Source organism: Deltaproteobacteria bacterium (assembly GCA_017302835.1).
Lineage (GTDB): Bacteria > Bdellovibrionota > Bdellovibrionia > Bdellovibrionales > Bdellovibrionaceae > UBA2316.
This window is the reverse complement of sequence record JAFLCC010000005.1, coordinates 297541-323981: the sequence shown is the minus strand read 5'-3', so window position 1 is coordinate 323981 and position 26441 is coordinate 297541. Positions and strand designations below refer to the sequence as shown.

Here is a 26441-nt window from a genome sequence, read left to right as displayed (position 1 = left end):
ATTAAGAATAGCAAGAGAAAAAACCATCAATCAAAACTTGAACTGACAGTACAGAGTTTTTTAAAAAAGTTAAAAATAAATTGATGAACAAAAGGGCAACTGTCAGATTAAATCCCAACTTCTACATAAATATATGAAGCTAAGACCACTTACACTCTTGATGGTGGGGCGAAGCTCCATGGGCATTGAAGTAGAAGTTTTGTAAACCGATACCGACAAAGTCGCTCGGTAATTAAACCGTCAATTTCCCTTGGTAATGACACTTCTACAATTAAAGAAATTCGTAGCAAAATAACACACACCACTCAAGACTTCGCCACTATGTGGAGGTGCTAATACTTATGATCGACGGCCTTTTATATCATCCAGCCAAGGTAACTTTAAAATCTAAGTCTTCATCTCGAAGCATTTCTTCAATAACAACAGAAATCCAAGTTGGAGCGTGCTCTCCTAGTGCTTTTGCCATATCAGCCGACATACGAAGGCTCGGGAACCTTCTACCATTCTCAAAATCATTAAGTTTCTGACGAGATATCTTAAGTTTTTTGGCCATATCAGTCTGAGAAATTTCCTCGCTCAGACGATGCGCCTCAAGAAGTCGACCAAAAGTTAAGGGACCAAAATCTTTCTCAAGTTCCTTAAGTCCATACTTGATTTTTTTATTTCGTACGGTAGTCATGCGGTGTTACCTCCTCAACGGTCACAATGTTAATTTCACCTGTTCTAGAATGAGTATAAATGGCTCGCCATTTCAACCCCAGCCTTACCGAACGTTGTCCCTGCCTAAGACCTTTTAATTGTTCATCGTGATAGCCTTTAACTTTCCTGGCCTCAATTAAACCAAACTCTTCGATAGTTCTAATCCATCTCATCAGGCGAATAATGATTTCACGGGGAATCTTCTTAAGCTGCTTTTCAATTTTTGTGAGATCAACCTTATCCATCCATTATGAATGTACCCTATTCGTGGGTACATGTCAACTACCTACATGACGAGGACCTATATCAGGATGATTTTAGGAGCTATTTAGGAGCTATAATAGTTCATTTGAACAAATAACAACCAACACTTCTCCACAATTACCAGTAGAGCTTATTTTGTTAAATTGTTTCTATCTTATTAGAATATTTGAAATATTCTCGTTAGTTCAGCTATTTGCAGCCATGCGCTTTAATTCAGCAAATCATATAAGAACGAATCTCGCAGGGGACGCCAATTTCTCCGGTGTAGAACCTTCCGAGGTTCCAAGACCAACGAATCAAAACTAAGATCCATTATTATTTAATTTTTTGGGGGCTTTAGGGGCTTTCCAAAATCCAATCCATTGCAACAAACCCAAACGAAAAGAGAAGAATGATTTTTCTAAAACCTATGTCTGCTGAAACTTTCGAAAACTTTAAGCGAGAATCCCAAACCGCTTACGCCACCAACCTAGCTTCTGTGGAAGATCAATTTCAAATATGAAATTCCGATGTGCAATAAACCGCGAGATAATATGCCGATAGGATGGCTATAGGCGGTTTGTTTTTCAGAAACTCCTTTAAGTGAAATTAAATCATTTTTTACGGCAATTCAAAATGTAACCCAAAAAGTAAATAAATATTAAAAATACGTCTTAGCCTTCACTCAGCTTTTTGTTCAATCAAAAGAAGGTCATCCAGTCATCTATTTTAAATAAAATAACAAAGCAATTTTCAGTGCAATTAATCTTCAAGGGAGTCCTGTAAGTAGAGGAACCTGTAAGCCTCTTTTACCACTTTACGAATTCTTTGGTCCAAAGCTGCATACAGCAAAAGGCGGCAGCACTGATTATCTTTGGGAAAGAGAATGGAGGCACGTGGGAGACTTTACATTTTTCACCTGTCAAAAAATCAGTTCAGGATAATTCTCAATTTTTCAACTACAACACGCTTTTCTGACACGATCATTTGATGGTTATGGAGTCGTTAACCGGCCATAGCACCTCTGATAGTCAGGTTTTCTAATATTTTTCTGAATGGTTTTTTTGAATCTTCTTGCGCACAACAAAATTAATTGCGAATACGAATGCTATAGCAATCCATTGGTAAATAGGCAGGAATAAATAAAGCAAAGGACCTTGGGCATCACGATTAAGTTGGTTGTAAATGAGAGCGTAAATTGCATAAGCTATAATGACGACAATACCGAATAGCCAGATTTGAGATTTGCCCAGAGTCGATCTTTTAAATTTGGTTAAATAACCGATGCCAAGATAAGGTGAATAGGACAAAAAGCAGACTGGATTTAATACTCCGAGTAAATTGACCGAGTCTCTTGCAAGACAAACAATGGTTACAGCAAGACCGGCGGCAGCTGCGAAATAAACCAGCCATAATCTAAAATTTGAAGTCATAGGAAATTATTGGAAGATTTGATGCTGTTGTCAACAAAACCTTCTTTAACATCTTAAGCATTTTAAGCATTTTAAGAATCTCGAATATAAAGACCTTTCAGTTCAAGATCCTTATGAAGCAACAAAAACCAAGAAGTGACCTTGTTTCAAGCAACTTCAAGAATAAAGAAAATTTATGCTGGACGAGACTTAATGATTTCAAATTTCTTTTTAATTTTCAAGAAATACTTTTCAAATAATTCATAAGACAATGCGGAAACAATAATTGTCAATAGGAGCGAAATTGCAAAAATACTCAGTAAATCAACAGATTTATTTTCAAAATATTTTTGAGTTATATCGATTGTTAAAATATGAAAGACATAGAGTCCATACGAAATTTTACCTAAGTAAGAAATTGGGCGGAACGACAACATTCTACTTATAAAATTTTTTTCTAAACATGAATATACCATGAGCATAGCGCCCAGAGCCACTAAGGAATAGATAAAAACTTGGTTTAGTCCAACAGACCCCACGCCTCCAGGAATCCAAGCAATAGAATATAACAATAATAAACCTAGGAATCCAGAAACTAAAGAATTGATCTTTAAGCAATCAAACATTCCTAAACCTAAAAAGACTCCAAATAATACTGAATCAACTCGAAATGGTGAAGTCCAAATATAGGGATGATCAATTAATAAAGTAACGATGGCTAATCGAGTGAATATTAAAATTAATTCTATAGAAATAAAATAAACAAACAGCTGCTTTTTATTTCTCCAGTTTTTAATAAGTAAGCTAAATAAAAAAAATGGAAGTATAAAATAAAATTGCTCTTCAAGAGAAATTGTCCAGAGGTGTCCAGTCCATTTAACTAGACTATATCCTCTGATTAATGAAATCATATTATCAGAGAAAGTGACTAAACCTAAAAACCGTCCCATTAAAGTTCGCAAAGGCTCATTGCTATAAACCAATGAATAGAATAAGCATCCTGTAATGAACGTAAAACCCCCCGTCAACCCCTTAATTATGGACTCTTAGACGGGCAACGACTCTGGGTGTAATTTCTCCATTTAAAATCAAAATGTCAGACGTTTGAATATCATGAAATCAACCATCGTTTTTTCAAGAACAAATAGGACATACCTAACAGTGTCGAACCAAAGGCAAATAAATATATCCACGGAAAAATATGACTGGTCACTTCCCTGTTCTCAAATAGCAGTTCTTGAATAGGCTCATAGAATTGGTAAGTTGGAAAAAAAGGAAAGAGTCCACTTAATTGAGTTGAAAAGTCAGACAAAGCCGCAGGCATCATCAATGGTAAGTAAAAAACCAAACCCAACGTTCTTGCGCTGGCTTGGCTTCGACACAAAAATCCTAACAAAATTCCAAATGCGCAGAAACAATAGCCTCCTAAAATCACAAACGCCAAGTATCCGATAAAATTCGAGATCGTGATATTCCCCAAAGACTGCAATAGGAAAACTGAAATCAAACAAAGTCCAATTCCCATTAATATCTTAGCAGCTATCCACTCGAGCTCATGGATCGGTGTCTGCAAAATCGCCAAAAGCTGTCGCTTTTCTTTTTCCTCAGCAACCTGGGCCGGCAGAATAATGAATGCAACTAGCAGAATCACCATTAAAATCCAAGTTGGCAAAGTCTGCTTTTGAATATTTCCCTCTCGAAGAGATCTCACCTCAGATACCCAATTCGGCTTTGCTTTCTCGTAGATCTTCTGAAGTTTCGAAATCATCTGTGCGGAAGCAATACTTTGCGCAGAATCCTTGCGCAACACGAGCAATGACAGGGCATCGCCCATCTTGCTTTTCAGTAAGACGGAATCGATTTTATGCTCGCGCAAAAAACTTTGGCCCTCGTCTTCACTCATGACCCATTTTACCTCAATGTTCTGTGGCACCGATTGCAAGGCCTTCACAACTTGCGGTGGGTAGTCATGCCCGCGAACCAATGAAATTTTTAGGATATTAAACCCTGAGCCTGTCTTATCTGATAAGTGCAAAGCCACAAAAATAAAAACTGGGATAAATAGAATGAGATAGAAACTTTTATTTCTGATGGCAATCGCAAAATCATTTAAGACTAGGATGAAAATATTTCTCAGCACATGTACAAACCTTTGTATGTCTTCGACTGAAAATATTCTGAGGTTGTGCCATCAAATACCAAACGACCTTCACGTAAAACCATAATACGGCTTGCAATGCTTTCAAATTCCTCTGGCCGATGGGAGGTAAATAAAATGGTCTTACCGGTATCACGCAAATTACCCAGCAAGCGGTAAACATCTTTCGTCATTTCAAAGTCCAACCCCGATGTGGGTTCATCAATAAATAGGATCGATGGATTTGGCAGCAAGGCTCGAGCAAGACTCGTCCTTTGCTTCAAGCCCTTAGAAAGTAGACCTACCTTTGTTTTCCTTAAAGGACTTAAGTGAAACTCCTCTATAATCTCGTCAACTCGCGAGACAGGAAGTCGAAACAAACACGCAAAGAGCTTGAGATTATATTCGACCGAAAAAAAATCAAAAAGATTTGGAACTTCTGGAACGAAGCCTACTTTTCTAGAAAATAGCTTTTTATTTTTATGATCCACATCTTCAATCTTGATCTGACCAGTATCAGACAATATCCAGCCAGAAAGCATTTTGAGCAAAGTCGACTTTCCAGCCCCGTTATGCCCAATAATAGCCACAATTTCTCCTTTGGAAACTCCGAAACTCACCGCCTTTATACCTTTGTCATCTACATAATTTTTACTTAAGTTTCTAACTTCTATTTGCATTTTTTTATGACTTTTATACTAATTTGACGATGATAAGAACGAGGATTATCACAAGCAAGAGCTCAATCATAGCCACCTCCAGTTGGATTCCCGGCTACAGAGAAGACGGGAAAAATAATAAACGTAAACCTTTAAAAGCAACTCCATAGAACTTTATTTGTTGAAGTCAAAGTGCATATGCGGTGCCTTGGCTCCTGACCTTTGAGTGGGATTAGAACAGAGCTATGGGGATTATTTGGTCATTTGATGTGGAGAAATACCTTGTCTACTTAAGCAAATTAAACTTCGACAATGGTACCGGCCGGGCCAAACATCTGATTATTGGAGAACTTCTTTCTAAAGAGTCTTTGGCAAGGTCGTTGCATTTACTTAGGCAGAATGGATAAAAAGTCAGCCTGCAGTTTTCCAAGGAGTACGATTTGATTATCGACGCCACAAAGCCTACCAAACGCAAAGAAGGCCAACCAAAAAATACTCCTGATGCGAAAGAGTCCAAGCAACCAATGGTGTTTCGATTTAAACCAATACCCCCTGGGGCAAAGGAGTCAATATGATGTATTCTACCTATAGCTTTTTTGGTGTCGTGGTATTGATACTCGACATCGTTGCAATCGTGAGCGTGATGAGCGGTTGCTCTTCCATCGAGAGGAAAGTATTGTGGACTGTCCTTGTACTGATCTTACCCGTTGTGGGTATGGCTCTGTACTACCTGATTGGAAAGAACAGCCAGGACAAAATCGCTAATTGATATCCATTTTTGAAATGGTTTCCGAGACTCTGCACTACTTCAGCCAAAAACAAGAACTTGTATTATTTTATTTTTTTGTTGCCTTCATTTCATCAACCCATTGGCGAACAGATTTCAACAAGAAAGCCGTTACAATCGCGAACGTAAGAGACCACTTGACCCCATGGTTTAGCGGTAGGTTGACTAACAGGATGGGCACCTGCTTCGACAGCTTTCTTAAATGCTACTTCTACGTTAGGCGTGACAAACCCAACCTCAAAGGCAAATGGCTTTCCAGCCTTGTTTGGCTTCTCATATTCAAACCCGTGGGAGCCAGCAGTGTTATGGTGAACAAAACCGATCTTTGTTTCGCCCGTTTCCATTTCCCCATATTGATTGCTTTCATGCAAAAAGCCCTTGGCAAGTCCGAAAGCCTTTTGGTAAAAATTCATAGTTTCCTCAACGTCTTCTACGTAAAAGAGAGTGTACCCAAGTTTCATTTGTTCCTCCGTTTATTGCTCATTCTTTTTTACCTTTCCCTTTATATATGCGTTCGGGCTAAACCTGTCCACCACATTTAGGGGCTTGAAAAGGAGGGCCTCCATGAAAATGACTCTGCTCTTTCTTGATATTGGTATTGGTTTTATTGGACCATTCTGTATCGCTGGTACATTTGTGCCTGAAAAGCATCCCACTAAGTCAATGAAGTTTTGGCGCGGTTCCCTGACGATGCTGTTCGAGAAGAAATTAAATCAAAGGTTTCCTCCTGAACTGCTCGACTATATTCGTAAGGACAACAAATCCAACGGATGGCCGAACATCCCTAAGCCCGTCAGTCTGGAAGCCGCATTTGAAGCCGATGTGCGCGCTGCAATCAATGAAATACCCGACGACATTAAGACCCTTATCAACTCGAAGCTCCTAGGAGTATTCTTCGTGTCTGACTTGGGTGGATCTGGGTATTCCGAATCCATCATTGATAATAAGGGGCAACCAGTTGCTAGGTTCGTGGTTCTCGATAAAACTGACAAAACCATTGCCGAAAAGACAGCGAGATAACCTATATGTTTAATTTTTACCTTTTTAGGTTTGATACCGATGAACTCTTAACATCAATCAAAAAATCAGATAGAAATGCGCTATGAGAAAAATTTCTTTAAATAACTTAAAAGGATTAACCAAATCGTCAACGGGACTCTCTCTATCTGAAGTTCAGTCACAGAGAAATAAATTTGGAGAAAATGTCATTGTCGAAACCGCCTCCAATAGATTCCTTGAAATCTTTAAAGAAACATTTCGTGATCCCATGATTTGGTTTTTGATGGGAATAGGTCTCGTATTTATCGTCATTGACCAGAAAAGCGATGGGGTGACTCTTCTTGTCGCCATCCTGCCTCTGATCTTAATGGACTCTTTTCTTCACTGGAGAACTCAAGCCTCCACATTGGGCCTCAAATCAAATTTAGCCTCCAAAGTATTTGTCCAACGAGACGGTTCTGAATTAGAGCTTGACTCAAAAGATCTTGTTCCTGGTGATCTCATAAAACTTTACACCGGAATTTTTATCCCCGCCGACGGAATTGTCGAAGACGCACAGGAATTACAAATAGATGAATCCGTACTAACCGGAGAAGCTTTTCCTATTCAAAAACTAAAATACCCATCAGATCCCTTCAGCCAATCAGATAACTTGGAAATGTCCGTCAACCCCAATACTTTGGGATTTGCAGGCACACGTGTCCTGACAGGAAAAGGTCTTTTAAGAATTCTTTTCACAGGAAAAAATACGTCCTATGGTGAAATCATTCATTCGGTATCGGAAATGCCTTTTGAGAGAACTCCTTTGCAAGTGTCCATCGGGAATTTAGTTAAATATTTGATTTATGTCGCTGCCGGATTTTGTCTTTTACTTGCAAGTCTTAGAATCTATCAAGGTCATGGTTGGCTGGATGCCCTGCTAAGTGCCGCAACACTGGCTATAGCGGCAATTCCCGAGGAGTTTCCCGTAGTATTTACTTTTTTCCTAGGCGTGGGAATCTATCGTTTAGCCCAAAAAAAAGCCTTAGTTCGAAGAGCGGTCTCTGTGGAAAATATTGGCCGTATCACACATATTTGTACCGACAAGACAGGAACCATCACCACCGGTGAACTTGAACTGACTCATCTAAAATCAGCTTCTACTTTTACTGATGAAGATGTATTAATGGTCAGCGCCCTTTCTAGCAATCCAGACGGCACCGACCCTGTTGATTTAGCCATTCTCAGAAAAGCCCAAGAAAAAAAATGGAGTTTGGTTCAAACTACAAAAAGGTTTCCTTTTACCGAAGATCGAAAACGCGAATCTGCAATCACAGAAATAAATGGTCAACCAACAATGGTCACCAAAGGGGCTCCTGAAAGGATTATAGACTTATCACCAATGTCAACAGAGCAAAAGAGTCATTGGATTTCTATGACTTCCCTATGGGCTAAAGAAGGACACAAAGTGCTTGGCTGTGCAAAAAAAACCCTATCTGCGGAAGAATTGAGATTCGGAAAAGAATCAACCTCAGATTTCCAATTTGTTGGACTTCTCGCATTTGAAGATCCTCCCAGACCTGAAGTCGCCCACGCCGTCGATTACGCTTATAAAAATCATATCAAAGTTTTGATGCTTACTGGGGATCATCCTGAAACAGCAGTTTCCATTGGAAGAGAAGTCGGATTAGGACGAGGAAACCCCATTGTTGTTTCAGGTGAAAATGAACCTGATAAGATAACTCAAAAATATTACAGTTCAAATCCTGATTTTTTAAAATCTATTGACATCGTAGCCCGCTGTAATCCACTTCAAAAACTTCAAATTGTTCAGGCTCTTCGTGCCTCAGGAGAAGTTGTCGCTGTTACTGGAGATGGGGTAAATGACGTCCCCGCATTGAAAGCCGCTGATATCGGCATTGCTATGGGACTGAGAGGTTCTCGGAGCGCCAAAGAAGTCTCGTCGATCATCTTAGGCGACGATAATTTTAAAACCATTGTTTCAGCCATCATGGAAGGACGACAACTTTTTTCAAATTTAAAAGCCAGTTTTGAATATTTATTGTTGATTCATATTCCTTTTGTTCTGACGGCAGCAGCAGTCCCCCTTATGGGTTTTGAGCTTATCTATCTGCCTGTGCATATTGTATGGCTGGAATTAATTATTCATCCAACAGCGATTCTCGCATTTCAATCAGTTGCTTCACCTCAAGTAAGAAAATCAAATGGGGTATTTTTTGAAAAGTTAGATTTATTTCGCTTTGCCATTTTTGGTGTCGGTTTTGCCATTGCCTTATCTTTGATTTTTATTCTGAGAGATCCCATTAATCCTGATTTAAATTTAGCTCGAGGTAAAGTCATGGTCTTATTATCCTTTTGGAGCTGTTTACTTGTTATCTATTATACCCGTTTAAAAACAGTTATATCGAGGTTAGTGGTTGGAGCCACGCTGTCCTCTGTACTCCTGATCCAATTGCCCTCTGTCTCTGCTGTTTTAAAGGTTGAAAGAATTCCATTCCCTATCTGGATCGAAACTCTAGCCATTGCAATAATCTTTTTGGCTTCACTATTTCTTTTTGATTTTATGAGGAATAGTTTTCGGCAATTGCCTCCATCTCCCCACGAGGATCTTTGATCAAATCAGACAAATATTGAAAAAAAATAGTAGAACAATTTTTTGCTTGAAAAAATGGGCAATGATATTTGAGACATCCGGAATCAAGTATGATCTGAGAGATTGTTTATGGTAACAAATTTCACTGGAGGACAACAGGAAATCCAATTTTGTGTTTTGGGACTTTTAAAACTAAATTGGTGGAAATCAGAAGGTGTTTCTAAGGGGTTTCGCCTGAATGCTTCCAACGAGTTATCATAAAAATCTTTCGTGGCCTGTCTGTTAGGAAATTTTACTTGTTATTTCGTAAGCGCCCCATGAACTTTATTTATCAGGGATAGTTTTTACTGCTATTAATAAGTCCATTAGTATGTGGCCGATTTGATTTATTTAAGACAAGTTTTTGAGATACTCCACAATCTCGAAAATCGAAGCGAAAGAAAGAGCGGTTAAAGAGTTCATCAATTGATAATTAGGTTTATTACTTCAAAAACAACGCAATACTTTAATATCCTACTAACATCAGGAATTTAGAAATTCCACCCAAAAAAATATTGCTAATACCCCAAAAATAGCTAATATTCCTTCTTCAGGAGAGTTAATGACAAAAACTGTTACAATTATTGGCGGTTGTGGGCATGTCGGAATCCCCCTTGGATTAACATTGGCAGAATGTACACAGAATGTATACCTACTAGATGTTAATCAAAAAGCTGTAGATACTATCAACGCAGGAAAGCTTCCTTTTCTTGAAGAAGATGCTGATGCTATTTTAATTAAAGCCATTGGAAAAAACCTTAATGCGACCACAGATCCAAAAGTTTTATTAAAATCACACGTTGTTGTTTTTGTTACTGGTACACCTGTTGATGAGCATCACAACCCAAGAGTTCATGATGTTCTTAAAGTAATACAATTTTATCAGGAATATTTAAACCCAAAGCAGCTAATTGTCCTTAGAAGCACTGTTTATCCAGGGGTAAATGAAATTATTCACAATTTACTTTCAAAAAAAATGGGCAGTTGTAAGCTTGCATTTTGTCCAGAAAGAATTTTACAGGGTAAAGGAATCGAAGAAATATATCAATTACCCCAAATTGTATCTGGCTCATCAGAGGAAGCAGAAAATGAAGCTTCCGATTTGTTTGGTTTAATTGCGCCCAAAATATTAAAATTGAAACCTATCGAAGCTGAAATCGCTAAACTCATGACAAATACATGGAGATATTTAGAATTTGCCATCGCAAATCAATTTTACATGATGACAGAATCCCAAGGTTTAGACTTTTATAAAATTTATGGTGCTTTAAAAGAAGACTATCCAAGAGCAAAACATTTTGCAAAACCTGGATTAGCTGCGGGACCATGTTTATTTAAAGACACAATGCAATTGTCAGCATTCCATAAAAATAATTTTTTTATGGGTCAATCCGCAATGCTTGTTAATGAAGGCCTTCCTGTGTTCTTAGCTGATCAACTTGAAAAGAAAATGGATGGTCTAAAAAATAAAAAAGTAGCTATTCTTGGAATGACCTTCAAAGCAAACAACGACGACATACGTGAAAGTTTAGCGTTTAAACTTAAAAAAGTTTTAGAAATGAAAATGGCTGATGTTATTTGTTCAGACGAGTTTTTAGGTAACACCACGCCATTGAATCAGGCTTTGGAAACGGCCGAAGGTTTTATTCTTGGGGTTCCCCACGAGAAGTATTTATCATTAAAGATAAATAGACCTTTTGTCGATTGTTGGGGCGTTTGGAAATAAATTAATTATAGTTATTGTAGATAGGAGATTATTGTGAATATTTTAGTTACAGGTTCTGCGGGCTTTATTTGTGGCTATGTGGTTGAAGATCTTTTAAATCAAGGACACCACGTTGTTGGAATCGACAATTATTCCAAATATGGAAAAGTTGAAAAGTCCTATGATAAACATCCAAGATACACCTTTGTTGAAGGTGATGTTAAAAATGTTGGATTGATGAAAGAATTGATTGCAGATTGTGATACTGTTTTGGCGGCTGCAGCAATGATCGGTGGAATTTCTTATTTCCACGAATTTGCCTATGATTTACTTGCTGAAAATGAAAGAATTATGGCGGCAACTTTTGATTCGGCCATTTGGGCATTTAAAAATAAAAAATTAAAAAGAATCAACGTTTTAAGTTCTTCAATGGTTTATGAATCTGTTGATGAATTTCCAACTAAAGAAGGTGCGGAAAGAAAAAATCCACCACCATTGTCTACCTACGGTTTTCAAAAGTTAGCTTGTGAATATTACTGTCAAGGCGCCTGGGAACAATTCAAGTTACCATATACAATCATGCGACCATTTAACTGTGTTGGTACTGGTGAAAAAAGAGCCTTATGTGATAAAGAAATATATTCAGGAAATATTCAACTTGCGATGAGCCATGTAGTTCCTGACCTTGTTCAAAAAATCTTAAGGGGTCAAGATCCTCTACATATTTTAGGGAGTGGTGCTCAAGTAAGACATTATACATATGCTGGTGATTTGGCTCGTGGAATTAGGATGTGTATTGAAAGTGAAAAGGCGATAAATCAAGACTTTAACTTATCAACTCCAGTTTCTACATCAGTTGTTGAACTATCAGAAGTAATTTGGAAAAAATTAAAACCCGGTGTTCCTTTTAGATTTACTTCTGACGAACCATTTAAATACGATGTACAAAAAAGAGTTCCATCTGTTACGAAAGCCAAAGAAGTTCTGGGATTTGAGGCAAATACAGATCTAAATACTATTTTAGACGAAGTAGTGCCTTGGATTCAAAAACAAATTGAAATTGGTGGGATTTAAAGATGAAGAGGGTCAATATTGTTATTCCTGTTTATAATGAAAAAGGTAATATTGGCCGTTCTTTGAAAAAAATTAAAGATGAAGTTACTGGTCCTTATCAAGTTACAATTGTGTTTGATTTTGATGAAGATAACTCCTTGCCAGAAGCCATAGAGGCTAATGGGCAACTTAATTTAAATTTGCAATTTGTAAAAAATAAGTATGGAAAAGGTGTCCTTAATGCAATAAAAACTGGCCTACATAGTAGTACAGCGCCGTACACAATAGTTACAATGGCGGATCTATCTGACCCCCCATATGTAATTAATAATATGCTTCAACTAGCTCAAAAGAATAATTCCGATATTGTTTGTGGATCACGGTATATGAAAGATGGTTCGCAAAGTGGCGGAATTACATTAAAAAGTTTTTTATCCAGAATGGCCGGATTAACACTACGTTATATTGCTGGAGTACCAACACATGATGCTACAAACTCTTTTAAGCTATATTCTCAAAGAGTTTTAAAAAATATTAAAATTGAATCTGTTGGTGGCTTTGAACTTGGGCTTGAATTGGTGGTGAAATCACATTTGATGGGATATAAAATTGATGAAGTTCCAACATCTTGGGAAGATAGAAGTGAAGGCCAAAGTCGTTTTCAATTATACAACTGGATTCCTAAGTATTTAAAATGGTATTTTATGGCATATGTTGGAAAAATTAAACATTTTGAATTTGAAAAAAATGCTTAATTTATGTCTTTCAAAAATGAAGGATTAATGTTCCTTTCTTTAAGCCTATTCATAATGCCTTTTAATTCTACAAGATATAACTCTTTACAGAATTCACCTTTATTTTTAAGCAATGTATGTTTAATGCAAGTAAGGCCAATGTATCTCATTTTAGATAAAGGTGAATAAAAATTATCATAACTTAGGTGTCTTATGAAAAATAATATTAAAACAGGAACTAGAAAATATGAAATCCATTTTTTTACTGTTGAAATTAATGAAAGTCCTTGGGAAAAAGCAAGAAAAAAGAAGATAGAAGAGAACTCAAAATAACGGCTTGAAAGTGCTTGTTCAAGTCCAAAACCCGCTCTAGAGAATAAAATAAGACACATCATTGATATAAAAATTAAATATCTGAACAAATAGAATATTAAAACCATTTAGTAAAAAAAAACCGCAAAAAAAGAGATTTGGAACTACTAATTTGTGTTCGTTGTGTTGTTTAAATACTGAACTTATTGATGGACCTAGATGGAAATTATCATTCCTTAACAATTCCCATTCGTCCATAAAAGGCACATAAACTGAGTTTTTAAAAATAAATATCAAATGGATAACTGCAATCGCGTAAAAACCAAGATAGAAGATCAAGTTATTTTTTTTGTAAGAAAAGAGTGATTCATCTTTTAGCCTCATTTGACCTTATGGGTTTAATTGTAACCACGATAATTTAAAGATATAGATAAATTAAGTGTAATTTAAATTTTATTTCTATTTACAAAGGATGAATATCAAAATATAAAATTTTTCTTATTGGGAAAGTGGAGATGATTAAATAATGAGCAAAAAAATAAAAAACTATCTAAAGCTATTATTATTGTTTCTAATAACCCTTTTAAAGGTGATTTTTATTGATTTTGACTTTATTAAAGTTAAATTTTTTATTAAAGCCTGTCTTGCACAGTTTAAGTTGTTGATAAATGGTTTTTGTAATCAAAATCCAATGCGATATACCCACTTGTTTAAAAATCAAAATATAATTGCTGATTATTCTGATTTTCAGCTGCATAAGCTTAAAATCGTAACCCAAGGATTATATGAAACCTTGAAAAAAAAATCTAACAGAACTTTTACTTACTCAATTTTAATTCCTGTTTATAAACCAAAATTACAGTTTTTCAAAATTCTTTTGGAATCATGTTTAAATCAGTCAGTTACTGATTGCGAGATTTTATTGGGTTTTGATGGACCACAACCTGCTGAAATAACAAATTATATTAGTCAGTTAATTGCCGAAAACGAGACGGCTAAACAAAGAATTAGATTCTTTGAGTTTGATAGAAGTCCTGATTCTTCAGGAATTTCTACTACAACAAACCAATTAGCTGAAATGGCAACTGGTGAGTTCTTGTTATTTGTTGATCATGACGATTGGATACGTAGTGATTTATTATACAGATATGATCTATTATTAAGGCAACATCAGGATAATGAAAAAACAGTGATTTATTGTGATGAGTTTAAAATTGATGAGTATAATAATAGAATTCATGGGACTTATTTAAGAAAGCCTGATTCTTTTACCTATCCATACTTCTTTATCAATTGGGTTTGCCATTGTTTATTGGTTTCAAAAAAGAATTTTTTGCAAGTTGGTGGCTTAAGAAAAATATGTGATGGGGCTCAAGATTATGATTTGATTTTAAAACTGAGCTCAAATTCTTCTAGATTCTTGAGATGCCCTATTGGTTTATATGCGTGGAGAGTTCATGCTAATAGTACAGCATTAAGCACTTCTGTAAAAAGTTATGTAAATGATGCTGGAATTTTTGCATTAAAGGAGTTTGTTGATAAGAATAAACTAGATTGGGAAATTACAGCTGGTGAAGTTGATACAACTTATTTTGCTTTCCCTAAAATTAACTTTATTCCTGAAATACAGGTAATTATGCCTTTTAAAGATGGAGAATCTTTAACTGAAAAAGCACTAAGATCCTTAATTACTCAAAAAAATGTAAAACTGAATATAACGCTTGTGAACAATAATAGCACGGACCCTTCCATAAATAAACGACTTCAAGAAAAGTTTAAAGACAAGTTAAGGATAGAGATAATCAATTATGATGACGCCTTTAATTTTTCTAGAATTTGTAACTTTGCCGCTAGAAACTCAATGTTTTCAAATAGTCCATATTTACTTTTTATAAATAATGATGTTGAGCTTAAAGATGAGGCTATATTTGAAATGGCAAGATGGATTGAGCAGCCAAAAATTGGTGCCGTAGGGTGCAAGTTATTATATCCAAACGGCTCGTTGCAGCATGGTGGAATTGATTGCCGAGATGACCATTATGAATACGAAGTTTGTTGGGGGCATACTAATTATCAGGTTCATAAAGGCGCCAAAGGTTTTCATAGTGTTCAAAGGGTTGTTGATGCGGTTACAGCAGCTTGCATGTTAATGAAAAGGACAATATTTGAAGAGGTGAATGGCTTTAATGAAGATATGTACCCCATTGCCTTTAGTGACACTGATTTATGTGCAAGGATTAATCAAAAAGGATATTACTGCTTTTATAATCCAGTTGCTACTGGTATCCATTTTGAAAGTATCACAAGAGAGAAAAATGCTATTGAAGATTTTGATTCCTCTGCTACTATGTTTGGTTTAATGGGTAATGTTAGACCTAGAAAGAGTTTTTACTACAGGTAAGAAGTATATTAAAAAATGACAATGTTAAGTTTTTTTCAATCTTTTTTATGTCTTGATCACAAATTTGTAATTTTCAATTTGGTGTTGAGAAATTTAAAATTAAAATACAGAAGATCATTCTTTGGAATTATTTGGTCTTTGCTTGGTCCTGGATTGTCGGGTTTTGTCTATTTTTTTGTATTTAAATATGTAGTGAAAATGGAGATTGATAACTATCTTGTTTTCGTTCTTTCTGGTGTATTACCATGGGGATTTGTTACAAATAGTTTAAGTTCTGGCTTGGAAACCATTGTAGGGAATCATACATTATTTAATAAGATACCTTTAAGATTAAATGTATTTAACTTTTCCGAAAATATAACTCACTTTGTAAATTTAATTATATCTTTGCCTATTTTATTCTTATTTAGTTTTTTAACTAATCATCAATTGTCGATAACAAGTTTATTATTATTTCCAATTTTATTTTTAATGTTTCTAATGACTTATTCAATGGGGTTTTTGCTGGGGATCGCATTTGTGTACTTTAGGGATTTAAGACACATATTAACTTTAATAATTCAGGTATTATTTTATTTAACACCAATTATCTATAAGTCAGATATGATACCAGAAAAATTTAAGCTGATTATTTATTTAAACCCATTTGGTGTTTTTTTCGATAGTATTCATCAGGTATATTATTATGGAAATATGATAAGTCTAAATTCAAGTTTGATAATGCTTGCTTGGACTTTATTTTTTATTATTTTATTTCAGGTTATGAATGGTAAATTGTCTCGTAGAATTGTAGAGGATTTATAGAATGAAACCAGTTATTCAGGTTATCAATGTTTCAAAATCATTTACAAACTGGATGGATAGGCCCCATGACATTAAAAAAATACTAATTAATTTAATGCGGGGAAAGCTAGAATTTGGCCAAAAAAGCCAAGTTACAATTTTAGATAATGTTACTTTTAATATCAACGAAGGTGAATTTGTTGGTATTATGGGAAAAAATGGGGTTGGAAAGAGTACACTTCTTAAATTATTATCTGGCATATATTCGCCTGATCAAGGCATTATCCGAACAAGTGGTAGAATAGCTCCCTTATTAGAACTTGGAGCAGGCTTCAGCGATGAGTTAACAGGTTATGAAAATATTTTTCTAAATGCTGCAATATTAGGTTATGGAAGAAAAAAAACCTATGAAAAGTTAAATGAAATCATAGAGTTTACAGAGCTTGGTGATCATATCTATAAACCCATCCGAAACTATTCTAGTGGAATGGTTGTAAGGCTTGGATTTTCAATTGCAACCCATTTGGAATCTCAAATTCTATTTTTTGATGAGGTATTAAGCGTTGGCGACATCTGGTTTCAGCAAAAGTGTATAAATAAAATCAAAGAGCTTCATTCTAATGGAAAGACAATTATTCTTGTTTCTCATTCACCCGATCAAATAAGAAATTACTGTACAAGATGCCTCGTTTTTAATAAATCGAAATTAGAGTTTGATGGGAGTGCTGATGAGGGTGCTTCTTGTTACGAGAATTTAAATTAATGTTATAAGTTCAGTAATTTCTTAAAATCATGAAATAGTTCTGAGGTTTCATTGGTGGTATTAATGCAATATTTCTTATTGTTTTCAAAGCGTATTCTATCAAAGAATAATCCATTTTGAAATTCTAAGTTTGAAATAGCTTCCGAATAGGAATATTTATTAAGCCAAGATGAGAAAAACGTTTCCTCTGGCCAGTCATTTCTTTTAACGTAAAGACAGTTTATTCCTAGCGCTGTAATTTCTGAAACAAAGCCATAACCTAATTTTGTAATGACAAAGTCAGATGATGCCAGGATTGATTTAAACTCAAAAGGAAGTTTTGAATAGTCAAAATTACTTACATTATCAGCAGTAATGTAAGCTGGTGTTAATAATACTATATTTTTTGGAATAACCCAATTGGAAGGATAAAAATAGAGATTCATTCCTCCAAAAGAGATTAAAATAATTTTAGTTTCTGCAGGAAGTTTTAATTGGTTTAGAATTTCATTTTTTTGACTTTTAAAATTATGATTAAGCAGGCTTAAATTTTTCTGTGGTTTAATTAAGCTATGATCCAGACCTGGTTTAACAGCGTAAAAATAGCTACTTAAATTATAGCATTTTATAATTCTTGTATGAATGTCACGAAAATTCATGTCATTGCTGTGTAAGTAATGACTTATCAAATCAGCCCAATTTAGTGAACTTAATGCAACAGAAGGTATATTGCATTCATATGCTGCCTCGAGGATTTGGAATGAAATATTGGAAAAAACAATGGATATTTGAAGATCTAGTAACAGATTTTTAAGTCGAGATTTTTCTGAATCCCAATTTTTTAATAAAGATTGGTACGAATTTCTACTTTTTTCAATATCGATATTCAAGGCATCAATCATATTTAAGCAAGGATCTGACGGTTCATTAATATGTGTAAAGTTTAAGTCTAAAAATTTATTTTTAAGCATATCGTATGAAATTGAACTTCTTATAAAAATCTTATCAAAGCAAAGCCTATGAATGAAAGGTGATAAAGCTTGAGCAGTTTGAGTTAGATGACCGTATCCGTGGTGCGAGATCTCAATTAACAAATTCATAAAAAGGTTATTTCACTACATTTTTGGTTTGTAAATAAATTCCTAATGTAATTGACAATATATACCCGTAAGTTATTTTTTAAAATGCATATGATTAAAAAGAATAACACCACGTACTCAGTTTATATTTTATTGATGCTATTTCTTATCGTCAGGATTTATTATTGGAAAATTACAAATGAAATTCCATTTTCTGATATGAATGACTATGTTAGATTGGGTACAAGTGTATTTAATGAGTTTTCCTTTTCAGTTAATAATTTTTGGTTATCTTATAAGCCTCCAACTTTTCCTATACTAGTAGCAGTTTATTTTGTTTTAAGAGGGGGATTTAATGTTGATATGTGGGGAATTTTTCAAGTTCTAATACATTTAGTAAGTTTATGCCTTTTGCTTTATAACTATAGGCGCGATAAGCTAGTTTTTAAATTTTGTTTATTTTTTATTTTTGTGGTTTCAATTTCATCATCTTCAATTTTTTGGAGTTATAAAGTCTCAACCGAATATTTTACTGAAATATTAATTGTCTTTTTAATATTATTTTACTCAAAAATGCAAAAAAAACATGAGGATATTTGGGTTTTTCTTTCGGGAATTCTGACTATGATAGCTATATTTCATAGGCCACAGTTTATGTTAACTTTTTTAATACCGCTATCTACTTTAATTTTTTGTGATTTAAAACTTGTCCAAAAGCTAAAAAAAATTGCTTTATTGTGTATTGGCGTATTTTTAATTTGGCTTCCGTGGGGTGTGCGGGGTTACACACTTTATGGAAATTTTATTTTTACATCAACACAAGGCCCATATAGCTTTTTGTGGGAACTAGGGGATATTAACTCTTTGGTGGTTAATGAGAAAACTTCAGTTACAAAGCTTCAAATTGATGCTGAAAAGCACTTTGAAAATGATTATCAGGCGATGCGCCATGCCAGTGAAGTTTCAAAAAAGTGGATAAAAGAAAATACTTTACTTTTTGTGACTCAGATAATTCCCAATAGAATTTGGAACTCCATGAATGATAGGTCAGAACCGCTCAGCAAAGTGGATCGAAATCATCTTTTTCCTGAGAGATTTAATTGGATTTTGATTCAGAGGAACTGGTTTTTTATTATAACAGGATTGATTGGGTACATGCTTGTCTTGTTCAAGAACCCAGAAATTAAATTGTTTTGCCTAGTTCCTTTATCTTTGTGGGGAATGGGCTTATTGTTTTTAGGATATCCTAGGATTTTAGACCCTTCTTTGCCATTGCTATATGCAGGAAACATTTTTATTTTTTTAGGCCTAAAAAACGTATTGCAGCAAAAATTTAAGATGTTCTTGCAAGGACCAAGCTGATTATATACTTTCATTGTCTATGAAAATTCCTTTAAATACCTCAACTTTCAATGAATTAGAGATTAATGCAGCAATAGATGTCCTTCATTCTGGTTTTCTTACGATGGGTGAAAAATGTTTTAAATTCGAGGATGAATTTGCAAGATATATTGGAGCAAAGAATGCAATTTATGTAAACTCTGGCTCCAGTGCAAATTTATTGGCCTTTTTTGCATTAGTGAACTCATTTTGTCCGACTAGTAAATTTGGTGGGCAAAAATTAAATCCTGGTGATGAAGTGATTGTTCCGGCCGTTACTTGGTCAACTACCATTTGGCCCGTAGTCCAGGCAGGTCTTACGCCTGTTTTAGTAGACAGTGATCCATACACACTTCAGATGGATCCGAACGCTGTCCGCAAAGCAATCACCAGCAAAACAAAAGCAATTTGTCCTGTTCACGTTTTGGGAAACGCTGTTCAATTAAATGAAATTTCAAATATTTCAAAAGAACACAAGCTTTGGCTTATTGAAGATACCTGTGAATCCCTAGGAACAAAGTATAGTGATAAGTATGTTGGAACATATGGTGATATCGGGACTTACAGCTTTTTCTTTTCGCATCATATTACGACAATCGAGGGTGGAATGATTGTGACCAATAATGATGATATGGCTGAACTTTTTCGAGCCATGCGAGCTCATGGATGGACAAGGCATCTGAAGGATAGAAAGAAGCAAGAAAATTTATATCCTGAAATCGATCCAAGATTTTTGTTTATTACTACTGGTTTTAACTTAAGACCAACGGAAATAAATGCTGCCTTTGGTTTACAGCAATTGAAAAAATTGAGTCAATTCAATCAATCAAGAAGAGATGTTACTGATTTTTGGATTACCGAACTCGATGAAATAATTAAAAATGGTTTGATAAAGCCTATGCAGATTACCGAGAATACAATTCCAACATGGTTTGGATTTCCAATAATTTGTGAATCAAAAAAGTTAAGAAATGGGCTGCAAGCTCATCTTGAAAAAAATGGTATTGAAACCAGACCAATCATTTGTGGAAATCTTGCTCGTCAACCCGCTTTGAAGTCTGTAAATCATAGGATAGCTAGCGAGCTAACTGGTGCAGATAAGGTTATGGATCAGGGACTATTTTGGGGATCACATCCAATGATGACACAAGAAGAAAAAGAATACGTACTCAAAGTAGTAAAGGAATTTTTTAAATGAAAAAAGCATTGATAACTGGAATAACTGGTCAAGATGGATCATATTTAGCCGAGCTATTATTGGAAAAAGGATATGAAGTCCATGGTGTTATAAGAAGATCATCATCGTTTAATACTGGTAGATTGTTGCACCTTTATAAAGATTTGCATGACGCTGACGTCAGAATGTTTTTGCACTATGGCGATTTATCGGATGCTAGTTCGCTAGAAAAACTTGTGGACAAAGTTCAACCTACTGAAGTTTATAATTTAGGTGCGCAGAGCCACGTTCGAGTTTCATTTGATGAACCAATTTATACTTCAGACATCGTAGGTATGGGTTCGCTTAGACTGTTAGAAGCTATTAAAAATGTTGGAGCAACAAGAGAAATTAGATTTTATCAAGCATCGAGTTCGGAGATGTACGGTAAAGTACAGGCTATTCCACAAAATGAAGAGACGCCATTTTACCCGAGAAGCCCGTATGCATGTGCGAAAGTGTTTAGTTATTGGCAAACAGTGAATTACCGAGAAGCATATAACATGCATGCTAGTAATGGGATATTATTCAATCACGAAAGTCCAAGACGTGGCGAAACTTTTGTAACAAGAAAAATAACAAGAGCATTGGCAAGAATTGTTGCTGGCACCCAAAAGAAATTATATCTGGGAAACCTAGATGCAAAAAGAGACTGGGGTTATGCCAAAGATTTTGTAGAAGCAATGTGGTTAATGCTTCAGGTTGAAAAAGGTGATGATTATGTTGTCGCAACAAATCAAACGTGGAGTGTTAAAGACTTTTTAGAGAGAGCGTTTAAAATTGTAGGTTTAAATTGGCAGGATTATGTCGAAATTGATGAAAGATATTTTAGACCTACAGAAGTCGATTTATTAATAGGTGATTACGCCAAAGCAAAAGAAAAGCTAGGTTGGGTGCCAAAAACAAGTTTTGATGAGTTAGTTAAAATTATGGTTTTGGGTGATTTAAAATCTGAAGGTGTTGAACACAAAGCGAAATTATAATGAATTATAAGGATCAAACAAATTTAGAAGATTTTAGCAATGAAACACGTTCTTTTTTTAAAGGAAAAAAAACTGTTGTTACCGGCGGTAGTGGTTTTATTGGGAGTCATCTTGTTGAACAACTTCTTACTTTGGGTGCAAAGCCAATTGTTTTAACCAGGCAAGATAGGCCAGAAAATCTTAAAAACTGTTTTGATCAAATTCAAATTAAAAAGACCGACCTTAATAATTATGAAACGACTTTGTCGGCAATAAAAGGCTCCGATGTAGTTTTAAATTTAGCTGCATCTGTTGCTGGGATTGAATACAATAAAAATCATCCTGCAACCATATTTCAAGATAATTTACAATCTTTTTTCAATGTTATTAAAGCGGCTAATGAGTCGAAGGTATCAAGATTCTTGGTTACTAGTTCTGCCTGTGTTTACCCTAGGCATTGTTTGATTCCAACTCCAGAGACAGAAGGCTTTAAGGATGAACCTGAACCTACGAATTCAGGCTATGGTTGGTCAAAAAGAATGGAAGAGTATTTAGGTCAAAAATATGCAGAAGAGTATGGTCTTTCGGTAGCAATTGGTAGACCCTATAATGCTTATGGCCCCAGAGATAATTTTGATCCTAAATCATCGCATGTTATACCAGCTTTAATTTTGAAAGCTGTAAATGCAAAAGATGGTTTTTTTGATGTTTGGGGTGATGGGACACACTCAAGATCATTTCTTTATGTTGAAGATTTTGCACGAGGTCTTTTAGAGGTAGCGGCAATGTATCCTAAAGCTGATGCTCTTAATATAGGGGCTGATGAAGAAATTTCAATTTGTGAATTAGCGCAGATGATTGCAAATATTGTTGGTAAGAGAATAGGAAAATCAATTACACCCAAATTCAATCCTTCGGGAATTACAGGTCAGCCAAGAAGAAAATGTAGTGTAGAAAAGATCCAGTCAGCAATTGGTTATAAAGCAAATATAAATTTCAATAAAGGTTTAGAAAAAACTATAGATTGGTACTTAAATGGAAATAAATAAAGTTGCACTGTGTTTACTTACTAGAAATGAATTAGCATGTCTCAAAGTAATATTACCACAAATTCCAAAACCAAGTAAAGATGCTGGATTTGATGAAATTTATGCAATTGATGGTGGCTCAACAGACGGCACTGTCGAGTTTTTTAAAGAAAATGGTATACAAGTAATTTCACAAAGCAAACGAGGAAGAGGAGAGGCATTTTTACAAGCTTTTGATGTAATTAAGGCTGATGCCTTTTTATTTTTTTCTCCAGACGGAAATGAAGATATAAAAGATTTTCCAAAGTTTAAAGAGCACTTAAATAAAGGAGCAGATGTTGTTATAGCATCAAGAATGATGAAGGGTTCCTGGAATGAAGAGGATCATTTAGTTTTTAAATGGCGCAAATGGGCTAACAATGTTTTTAATTTGGCAGTTAATTTATTTTTTAGAAAAAAAGGTCCATTTATTACTGATTCAATTAATGGATATAGAGCGATTACGAAGCGAGCTGCTGATGTCTTGAAGCTTGATGCCTACGATTACACTATTGAGTATCAAATGACGATTAGATCATTTAAAAATAAACTAAATATTGTCGAATTTCCAACAGTAGAAGGTCAGAGAGTTGCTGGTGAAACAGGTGCTCCGAGTTTTGATACTGGAGTTAAATTTATTAAGAGATTTTTTAATGAACTATTGACATAGATGGGCATTTTAAGACTATTTTTAGCTCTTTCTGTGGTTTTAGCTCATTCTGGTGGATTATTTGGATTTCAACTGTTAGGTGGGCAGATTGCGGTAGAAATATTCTTTATCATTTCAGGTTTTTATATTGCTTTTATATTGGATAAAAACTACCAATTTCGTTTGAAAAATTTTTATTATAATAGATTTCTGAGAATTGTTCCTCTTTATTTGTTAGTTTTTATTATATGTCTTTCTGTCGACTTTTTTTTAATTCAAATTAATCTTATTCCAGCATTTAGCCCATCCTTCTGGAGGAATTGGGCAGAGTTTTCAATTATTCAAAAAATCACTATCTTATTTTCTAATTTATTTATTTATGGGCAAGATATATTTTATTTTTTAAATTATACAAAGCTAGATGGATTTTACGGTAGCACAAGTCTTAATAATCCTGCCTATCAATTTTTGTTTATTACAACTGCCTGGAGTCTTTCATTAGAAGAGTGGTATTATATGATAATCCCACTCATTTATAATTTTAGAAAACTTTTAATTTATCTTTTTTTTGGATTTTTATCCATAAAATTTTGTACACTTTATTATGATCTTAGCGATCCGTGGAGTTACCGATTTGTTCTTTCGGAGTTTTCATTATTCATAATGGGTATTTTAATGTATAGATTTGGGAATAAAATTCCCAAAATTCATATCTCATTAAGTATCATATTAATAATTTGCTCAGTTTTAGTTTATAACAATTTAAAAAATAATATAATATATTTTCTTATTGTAATAATTAACTCGATTTCAATAAATTCGTTGTTTGAAAAATTTAGGGAAAATAAGGAAGATAGGATTATTGGTGAGTATTCTTACCCTTTATATTTAGTTCATTATCCAGTTATTGTTATATTAAATTATTTAAATCTAGATCTGTTTTCACTGAATAAGACAGTATTCTCTGTATGTGTGATTATATTCTCATTTATTTGTGCCAACTTGTTATTAAAATTTCAAATTCCAATTGAAAGAATAAGAGACAGGCTACGCAGTGAGTTATAAAAAAATCAGTTCAAATGTATTGTTTTTATTAATACCACTTATTTCAGCTACTATATATTGGTTGTTTAATCCAGATTTAGATTGGGCTGAATCAGTTTTAGGTTTTCCATTTGGTGATTCAAAGGCCTGGTTTGAAAAGGCTATTTGGATTAAAGATGGGAAGGGAATCAATGATTCTCACAGGCCAATGTTTTCTATTCTTTTAGCTAATTGGTTCTTAGTTTTTCCTGCTACTTATTTTTATACAAAACTATTCACTGTTTTTTTATTTACTTTAACCGGATTTTCGCTAGGTATAGTTTTGAAAATATCTTTAGGTTTTATACCTGCTTTAATGGGTGTTTTATTTTATTCTTTATCAGATGGGTTGATTCAGTATTCCTTAATACCCCAAAGTGAGCTTGGCGGAGCCTTATTTTCTTTTTTCTTTTTATATGCTTTTATGTATTCATTTTCTCAAGATAATAAGAAAAACTGGTTTTTAGCTGGTGTTTTGTTAGCTCTTGCGACTTTATGTAGGCCATTGATTTTAGTATGTTTGCCGCTGTGGGTGTTAACAATTTTCATAAAAACAAAAACTCTCAAAAATATATTATATTTTATTATAGGAATTAATGTATTATTGATTCCATGGTTAGTTAGGCAAAAGTATTTTTATAATGTTTTTTCTATCTCAACATCGATGACAGAGAATCTATACGCTGCGTCCGACACAAGATATGGGAAGTGGTCTACAAAAATATTTGATGATTTAGTAATTGGCTTTGAAAACTATGATGTAAAACAAAAAAATATTTATTTTTTTGATTTATTTAAAGAAAATATTATTAACTATCCAACATTTTATTTCAAAAATATTCTTCATAAGACAATAGAGGGATTATCTATTGTTGATTTCGATGTTAATTATAATATTTTTAATTTGTTGCAGGGTTTATTGGTGTTAGTGCTGATTGCTCAGTTACTAAGATTGAAAGACCTTAGAATTAATGTATTAATAATTTATATTTTTTCATCATTGATTGGTTTGTCTATATTTGGCATGAATGGAAAGACAAGTTTGGTTGATATGAGAGTTCAGCTAATGTACATACCAATTATATTTGCGCTAATAGCTTTTATAGTATTAAATCTTTTTGATAAAAAGTATTTTGTCCTAATTATTAATTTTGAAAATAAGTATGAATATATTCCAACTCTGAAAAAAATATTATTTTTTATATGTTGTACGAGTGTTTTTTTTATCATTAAAAATATTTTCTTTTCAAAATCAATATTTGAAGACAAATACTTTTTAACTGAAAAGAATAGAACAATTGTACAGTCGGAGAAACAAAAATACGGAGATATCAATAGAAACAATTTAATTGAAAATAGTGGTAAGATTGTTGTCGTTTCTGGGTGGATCACACATCCAATTATGGCAATTAAAGCTTACAAAGAAAGTAATTACCCTTTAGTCTTTTTGAAAACTGAAAATTTTGACCGTCAAGTGTTTATTCTAAATTCAAAGGAAGTTAGCGATGTGCCAGTTATATTTCCAAACATTTCCAATAAACTAAATGCATATGATCCAGTTCTAGTTGTTGGAAGGTTGAAGATTGACAAAAACTATAGATCAACAGGATTTAAACTTTATGCTGAGAAAATTTATAATTTAAGAAAAGGGTCTTACGAGATTTTTGAATAGTTGATCTATTTTTAGTCATTAATTGACATTTTTAA

24 protein-coding genes are annotated in these 26441 nt (G+C 34.2%); 16 read left to right on the top strand and 8 right to left on the bottom strand.

Features of this window, described 5'->3' with window-relative positions:
• Positions 1–361: 361 nt before the first annotated feature.
• From J0M15_07980 to J0M15_07955, 6 genes are all read right to left on the bottom strand, one after another.
• Positions 362–679: a helix-turn-helix transcriptional regulator gene (locus tag J0M15_07980; protein ID MBN8536979.1), complete on the bottom strand. Its 318-nt coding sequence runs from the start codon at positions 677–679 to the stop codon at positions 362–364.
• On the bottom strand, positions 660–944 hold the full coding sequence (locus tag J0M15_07975; protein MBN8536978.1) for a hypothetical protein: 285 nt from the start codon (positions 942–944) through the stop codon (positions 660–662). The genes J0M15_07980 and J0M15_07975 overlap by 20 nt, the downstream gene beginning before the upstream one ends.
• Before the next feature lie 1038 nt (positions 945–1982).
• The gene (locus tag J0M15_07970) at positions 1983–2375 is read right to left on the bottom strand and encodes a hypothetical protein (protein ID MBN8536977.1); all 393 of its coding nucleotides are present in this window, start codon (positions 2373–2375) and stop codon (positions 1983–1985) included.
• A 173-nt stretch (positions 2376–2548) separates the two neighbouring features.
• Positions 2549–3304 carry an acyltransferase gene (locus J0M15_07965; protein MBN8536976.1) on the bottom strand — a complete coding sequence of 252 codons (756 nt, stop codon included), beginning with the start codon at positions 3302–3304 and terminating at the stop codon, positions 2549–2551.
• Between the two features lie 161 nt (positions 3305–3465).
• Positions 3466–4494 (bottom strand): ABC transporter permease, encoded by a 1029-nt coding sequence (locus J0M15_07960; GenBank protein MBN8536975.1) that lies wholly within the window; start codon positions 4492–4494, stop codon positions 3466–3468.
• Complete coding sequence (locus tag J0M15_07955; GenBank protein MBN8536974.1) at positions 4488–5171, bottom strand: ABC transporter ATP-binding protein; 684 nt, start codon at positions 5169–5171, stop codon at positions 4488–4490. The genes J0M15_07960 and J0M15_07955 overlap by 7 nt, the downstream gene beginning before the upstream one ends.
• Before the next feature lie 553 nt (positions 5172–5724).
• On the opposite strand from J0M15_07955, the gene J0M15_07950 reads away from it, so the two are divergent.
• Positions 5725–5919 (top strand): PLDc_N domain-containing protein, encoded by a 195-nt coding sequence (locus J0M15_07950; GenBank protein MBN8536973.1) that lies wholly within the window; start codon positions 5725–5727, stop codon positions 5917–5919.
• Between the two features lie 92 nt (positions 5920–6011).
• On the opposite strand, the gene J0M15_07945 is transcribed toward J0M15_07950, so the two are convergent.
• Entirely contained in the window at positions 6012–6398 is a 387-nt protein-coding gene (locus tag J0M15_07945; GenBank protein ID MBN8536972.1) for a VOC family protein, read from the bottom strand.
• Positions 6399–6501: 103 nt separating this feature from the next.
• On the opposite strand from J0M15_07945, the gene J0M15_07940 reads away from it, so the two are divergent.
• The 8 genes from J0M15_07940 to J0M15_07905 all read left to right on the top strand — a co-directional run bounded on the left by J0M15_07940 (position 6502) and on the right by J0M15_07905 (position 17319).
• Entirely contained in the window at positions 6502–6957 is a 456-nt protein-coding gene (locus J0M15_07940; protein ID MBN8536971.1) for a hypothetical protein, read from the top strand.
• Between the two features lie 82 nt (positions 6958–7039).
• Entirely contained in the window at positions 7040–9550 is a 2511-nt protein-coding gene (locus J0M15_07935) for a cation-transporting P-type ATPase (protein MBN8536970.1), read from the top strand.
• A gap of 580 nt (positions 9551–10130) precedes the next feature.
• A complete protein-coding gene (locus J0M15_07930) occupies positions 10131–11294 on the top strand; it encodes a nucleotide sugar dehydrogenase (GenBank protein MBN8536969.1) in 1164 nt (387 codons plus the stop codon).
• 33 nt (positions 11295–11327) lie between these two features.
• Positions 11328–12347 carry an NAD-dependent epimerase/dehydratase family protein gene (locus tag J0M15_07925; protein ID MBN8536968.1) on the top strand — a complete coding sequence of 340 codons (1020 nt, stop codon included), beginning with the start codon at positions 11328–11330 and terminating at the stop codon, positions 12345–12347.
• A 2-nt stretch (positions 12348–12349) separates the two neighbouring features.
• The gene (locus J0M15_07920; protein MBN8536967.1) at positions 12350–13081 is read left to right on the top strand and encodes a glycosyltransferase family 2 protein; all 732 of its coding nucleotides are present in this window, start codon (positions 12350–12352) and stop codon (positions 13079–13081) included.
• An 817-nt stretch (positions 13082–13898) separates the two neighbouring features.
• Positions 13899–15773 carry a glycosyltransferase gene (locus tag J0M15_07915; GenBank protein MBN8536966.1) on the top strand — a complete coding sequence of 625 codons (1875 nt, stop codon included), beginning with the start codon at positions 13899–13901 and terminating at the stop codon, positions 15771–15773.
• Positions 15774–15788: 15 nt separating this feature from the next.
• Entirely contained in the window at positions 15789–16577 is a 789-nt protein-coding gene (locus tag J0M15_07910) for an ABC transporter permease (GenBank protein ID MBN8536965.1), read from the top strand.
• Between the two features lies 1 nt (position 16578).
• A complete protein-coding gene (locus J0M15_07905; GenBank protein MBN8536964.1) occupies positions 16579–17319 on the top strand; it encodes an ABC transporter ATP-binding protein in 741 nt (246 codons plus the stop codon).
• 2 nt (positions 17320–17321) lie between these two features.
• Here J0M15_07905 and J0M15_07900 read toward each other — a convergent pair whose 3' ends face one another.
• Positions 17322–18398, bottom strand: coding sequence for a hypothetical protein (locus tag J0M15_07900; protein MBN8536963.1), 1077 nt, complete (start codon positions 18396–18398; stop codon positions 17322–17324).
• A 603-nt stretch (positions 18399–19001) separates the two neighbouring features.
• Between J0M15_07900 and J0M15_07895 the strand changes: the two genes are divergently transcribed.
• From J0M15_07895 to J0M15_07865, 7 genes are read left to right on the top strand one after another with little or no spacing between them, the layout of a single operon-like run.
• Positions 19002–19739 (top strand): hypothetical protein, encoded by a 738-nt coding sequence (locus J0M15_07895; protein ID MBN8536962.1) that lies wholly within the window; start codon positions 19002–19004, stop codon positions 19737–19739.
• Between the two features lie 19 nt (positions 19740–19758).
• On the top strand, positions 19759–20955 hold the full coding sequence (locus J0M15_07890; GenBank protein ID MBN8536961.1) for a DegT/DnrJ/EryC1/StrS family aminotransferase: 1197 nt from the start codon (positions 19759–19761) through the stop codon (positions 20953–20955).
• The gene (gene gmd / locus J0M15_07885) at positions 20952–21956 is read left to right on the top strand and encodes a GDP-mannose 4,6-dehydratase (protein MBN8536960.1); all 1005 of its coding nucleotides are present in this window, start codon (positions 20952–20954) and stop codon (positions 21954–21956) included. Before J0M15_07890 ends, gmd begins: the two co-directional genes overlap by 4 nt.
• Positions 21956–22984, top strand: coding sequence for an NAD-dependent epimerase/dehydratase family protein (locus tag J0M15_07880; GenBank protein ID MBN8536959.1), 1029 nt, complete (start codon positions 21956–21958; stop codon positions 22982–22984). Before gmd ends, J0M15_07880 begins: the two co-directional genes overlap by 1 nt.
• The gene (locus J0M15_07875) at positions 22971–23672 is read left to right on the top strand and encodes a glycosyltransferase family 2 protein (GenBank protein ID MBN8536958.1); all 702 of its coding nucleotides are present in this window, start codon (positions 22971–22973) and stop codon (positions 23670–23672) included. The genes J0M15_07880 and J0M15_07875 overlap by 14 nt, the downstream gene beginning before the upstream one ends.
• A complete protein-coding gene (locus tag J0M15_07870; GenBank protein ID MBN8536957.1) occupies positions 23673–24716 on the top strand; it encodes an acyltransferase in 1044 nt (347 codons plus the stop codon).
• On the top strand, positions 24706–26406 hold the full coding sequence (locus J0M15_07865; GenBank protein MBN8536956.1) for a glycosyltransferase family 39 protein: 1701 nt from the start codon (positions 24706–24708) through the stop codon (positions 26404–26406). Before J0M15_07870 ends, J0M15_07865 begins: the two co-directional genes overlap by 11 nt.
• The last annotated feature ends 35 nt before the right edge of the window (positions 26407–26441 follow it).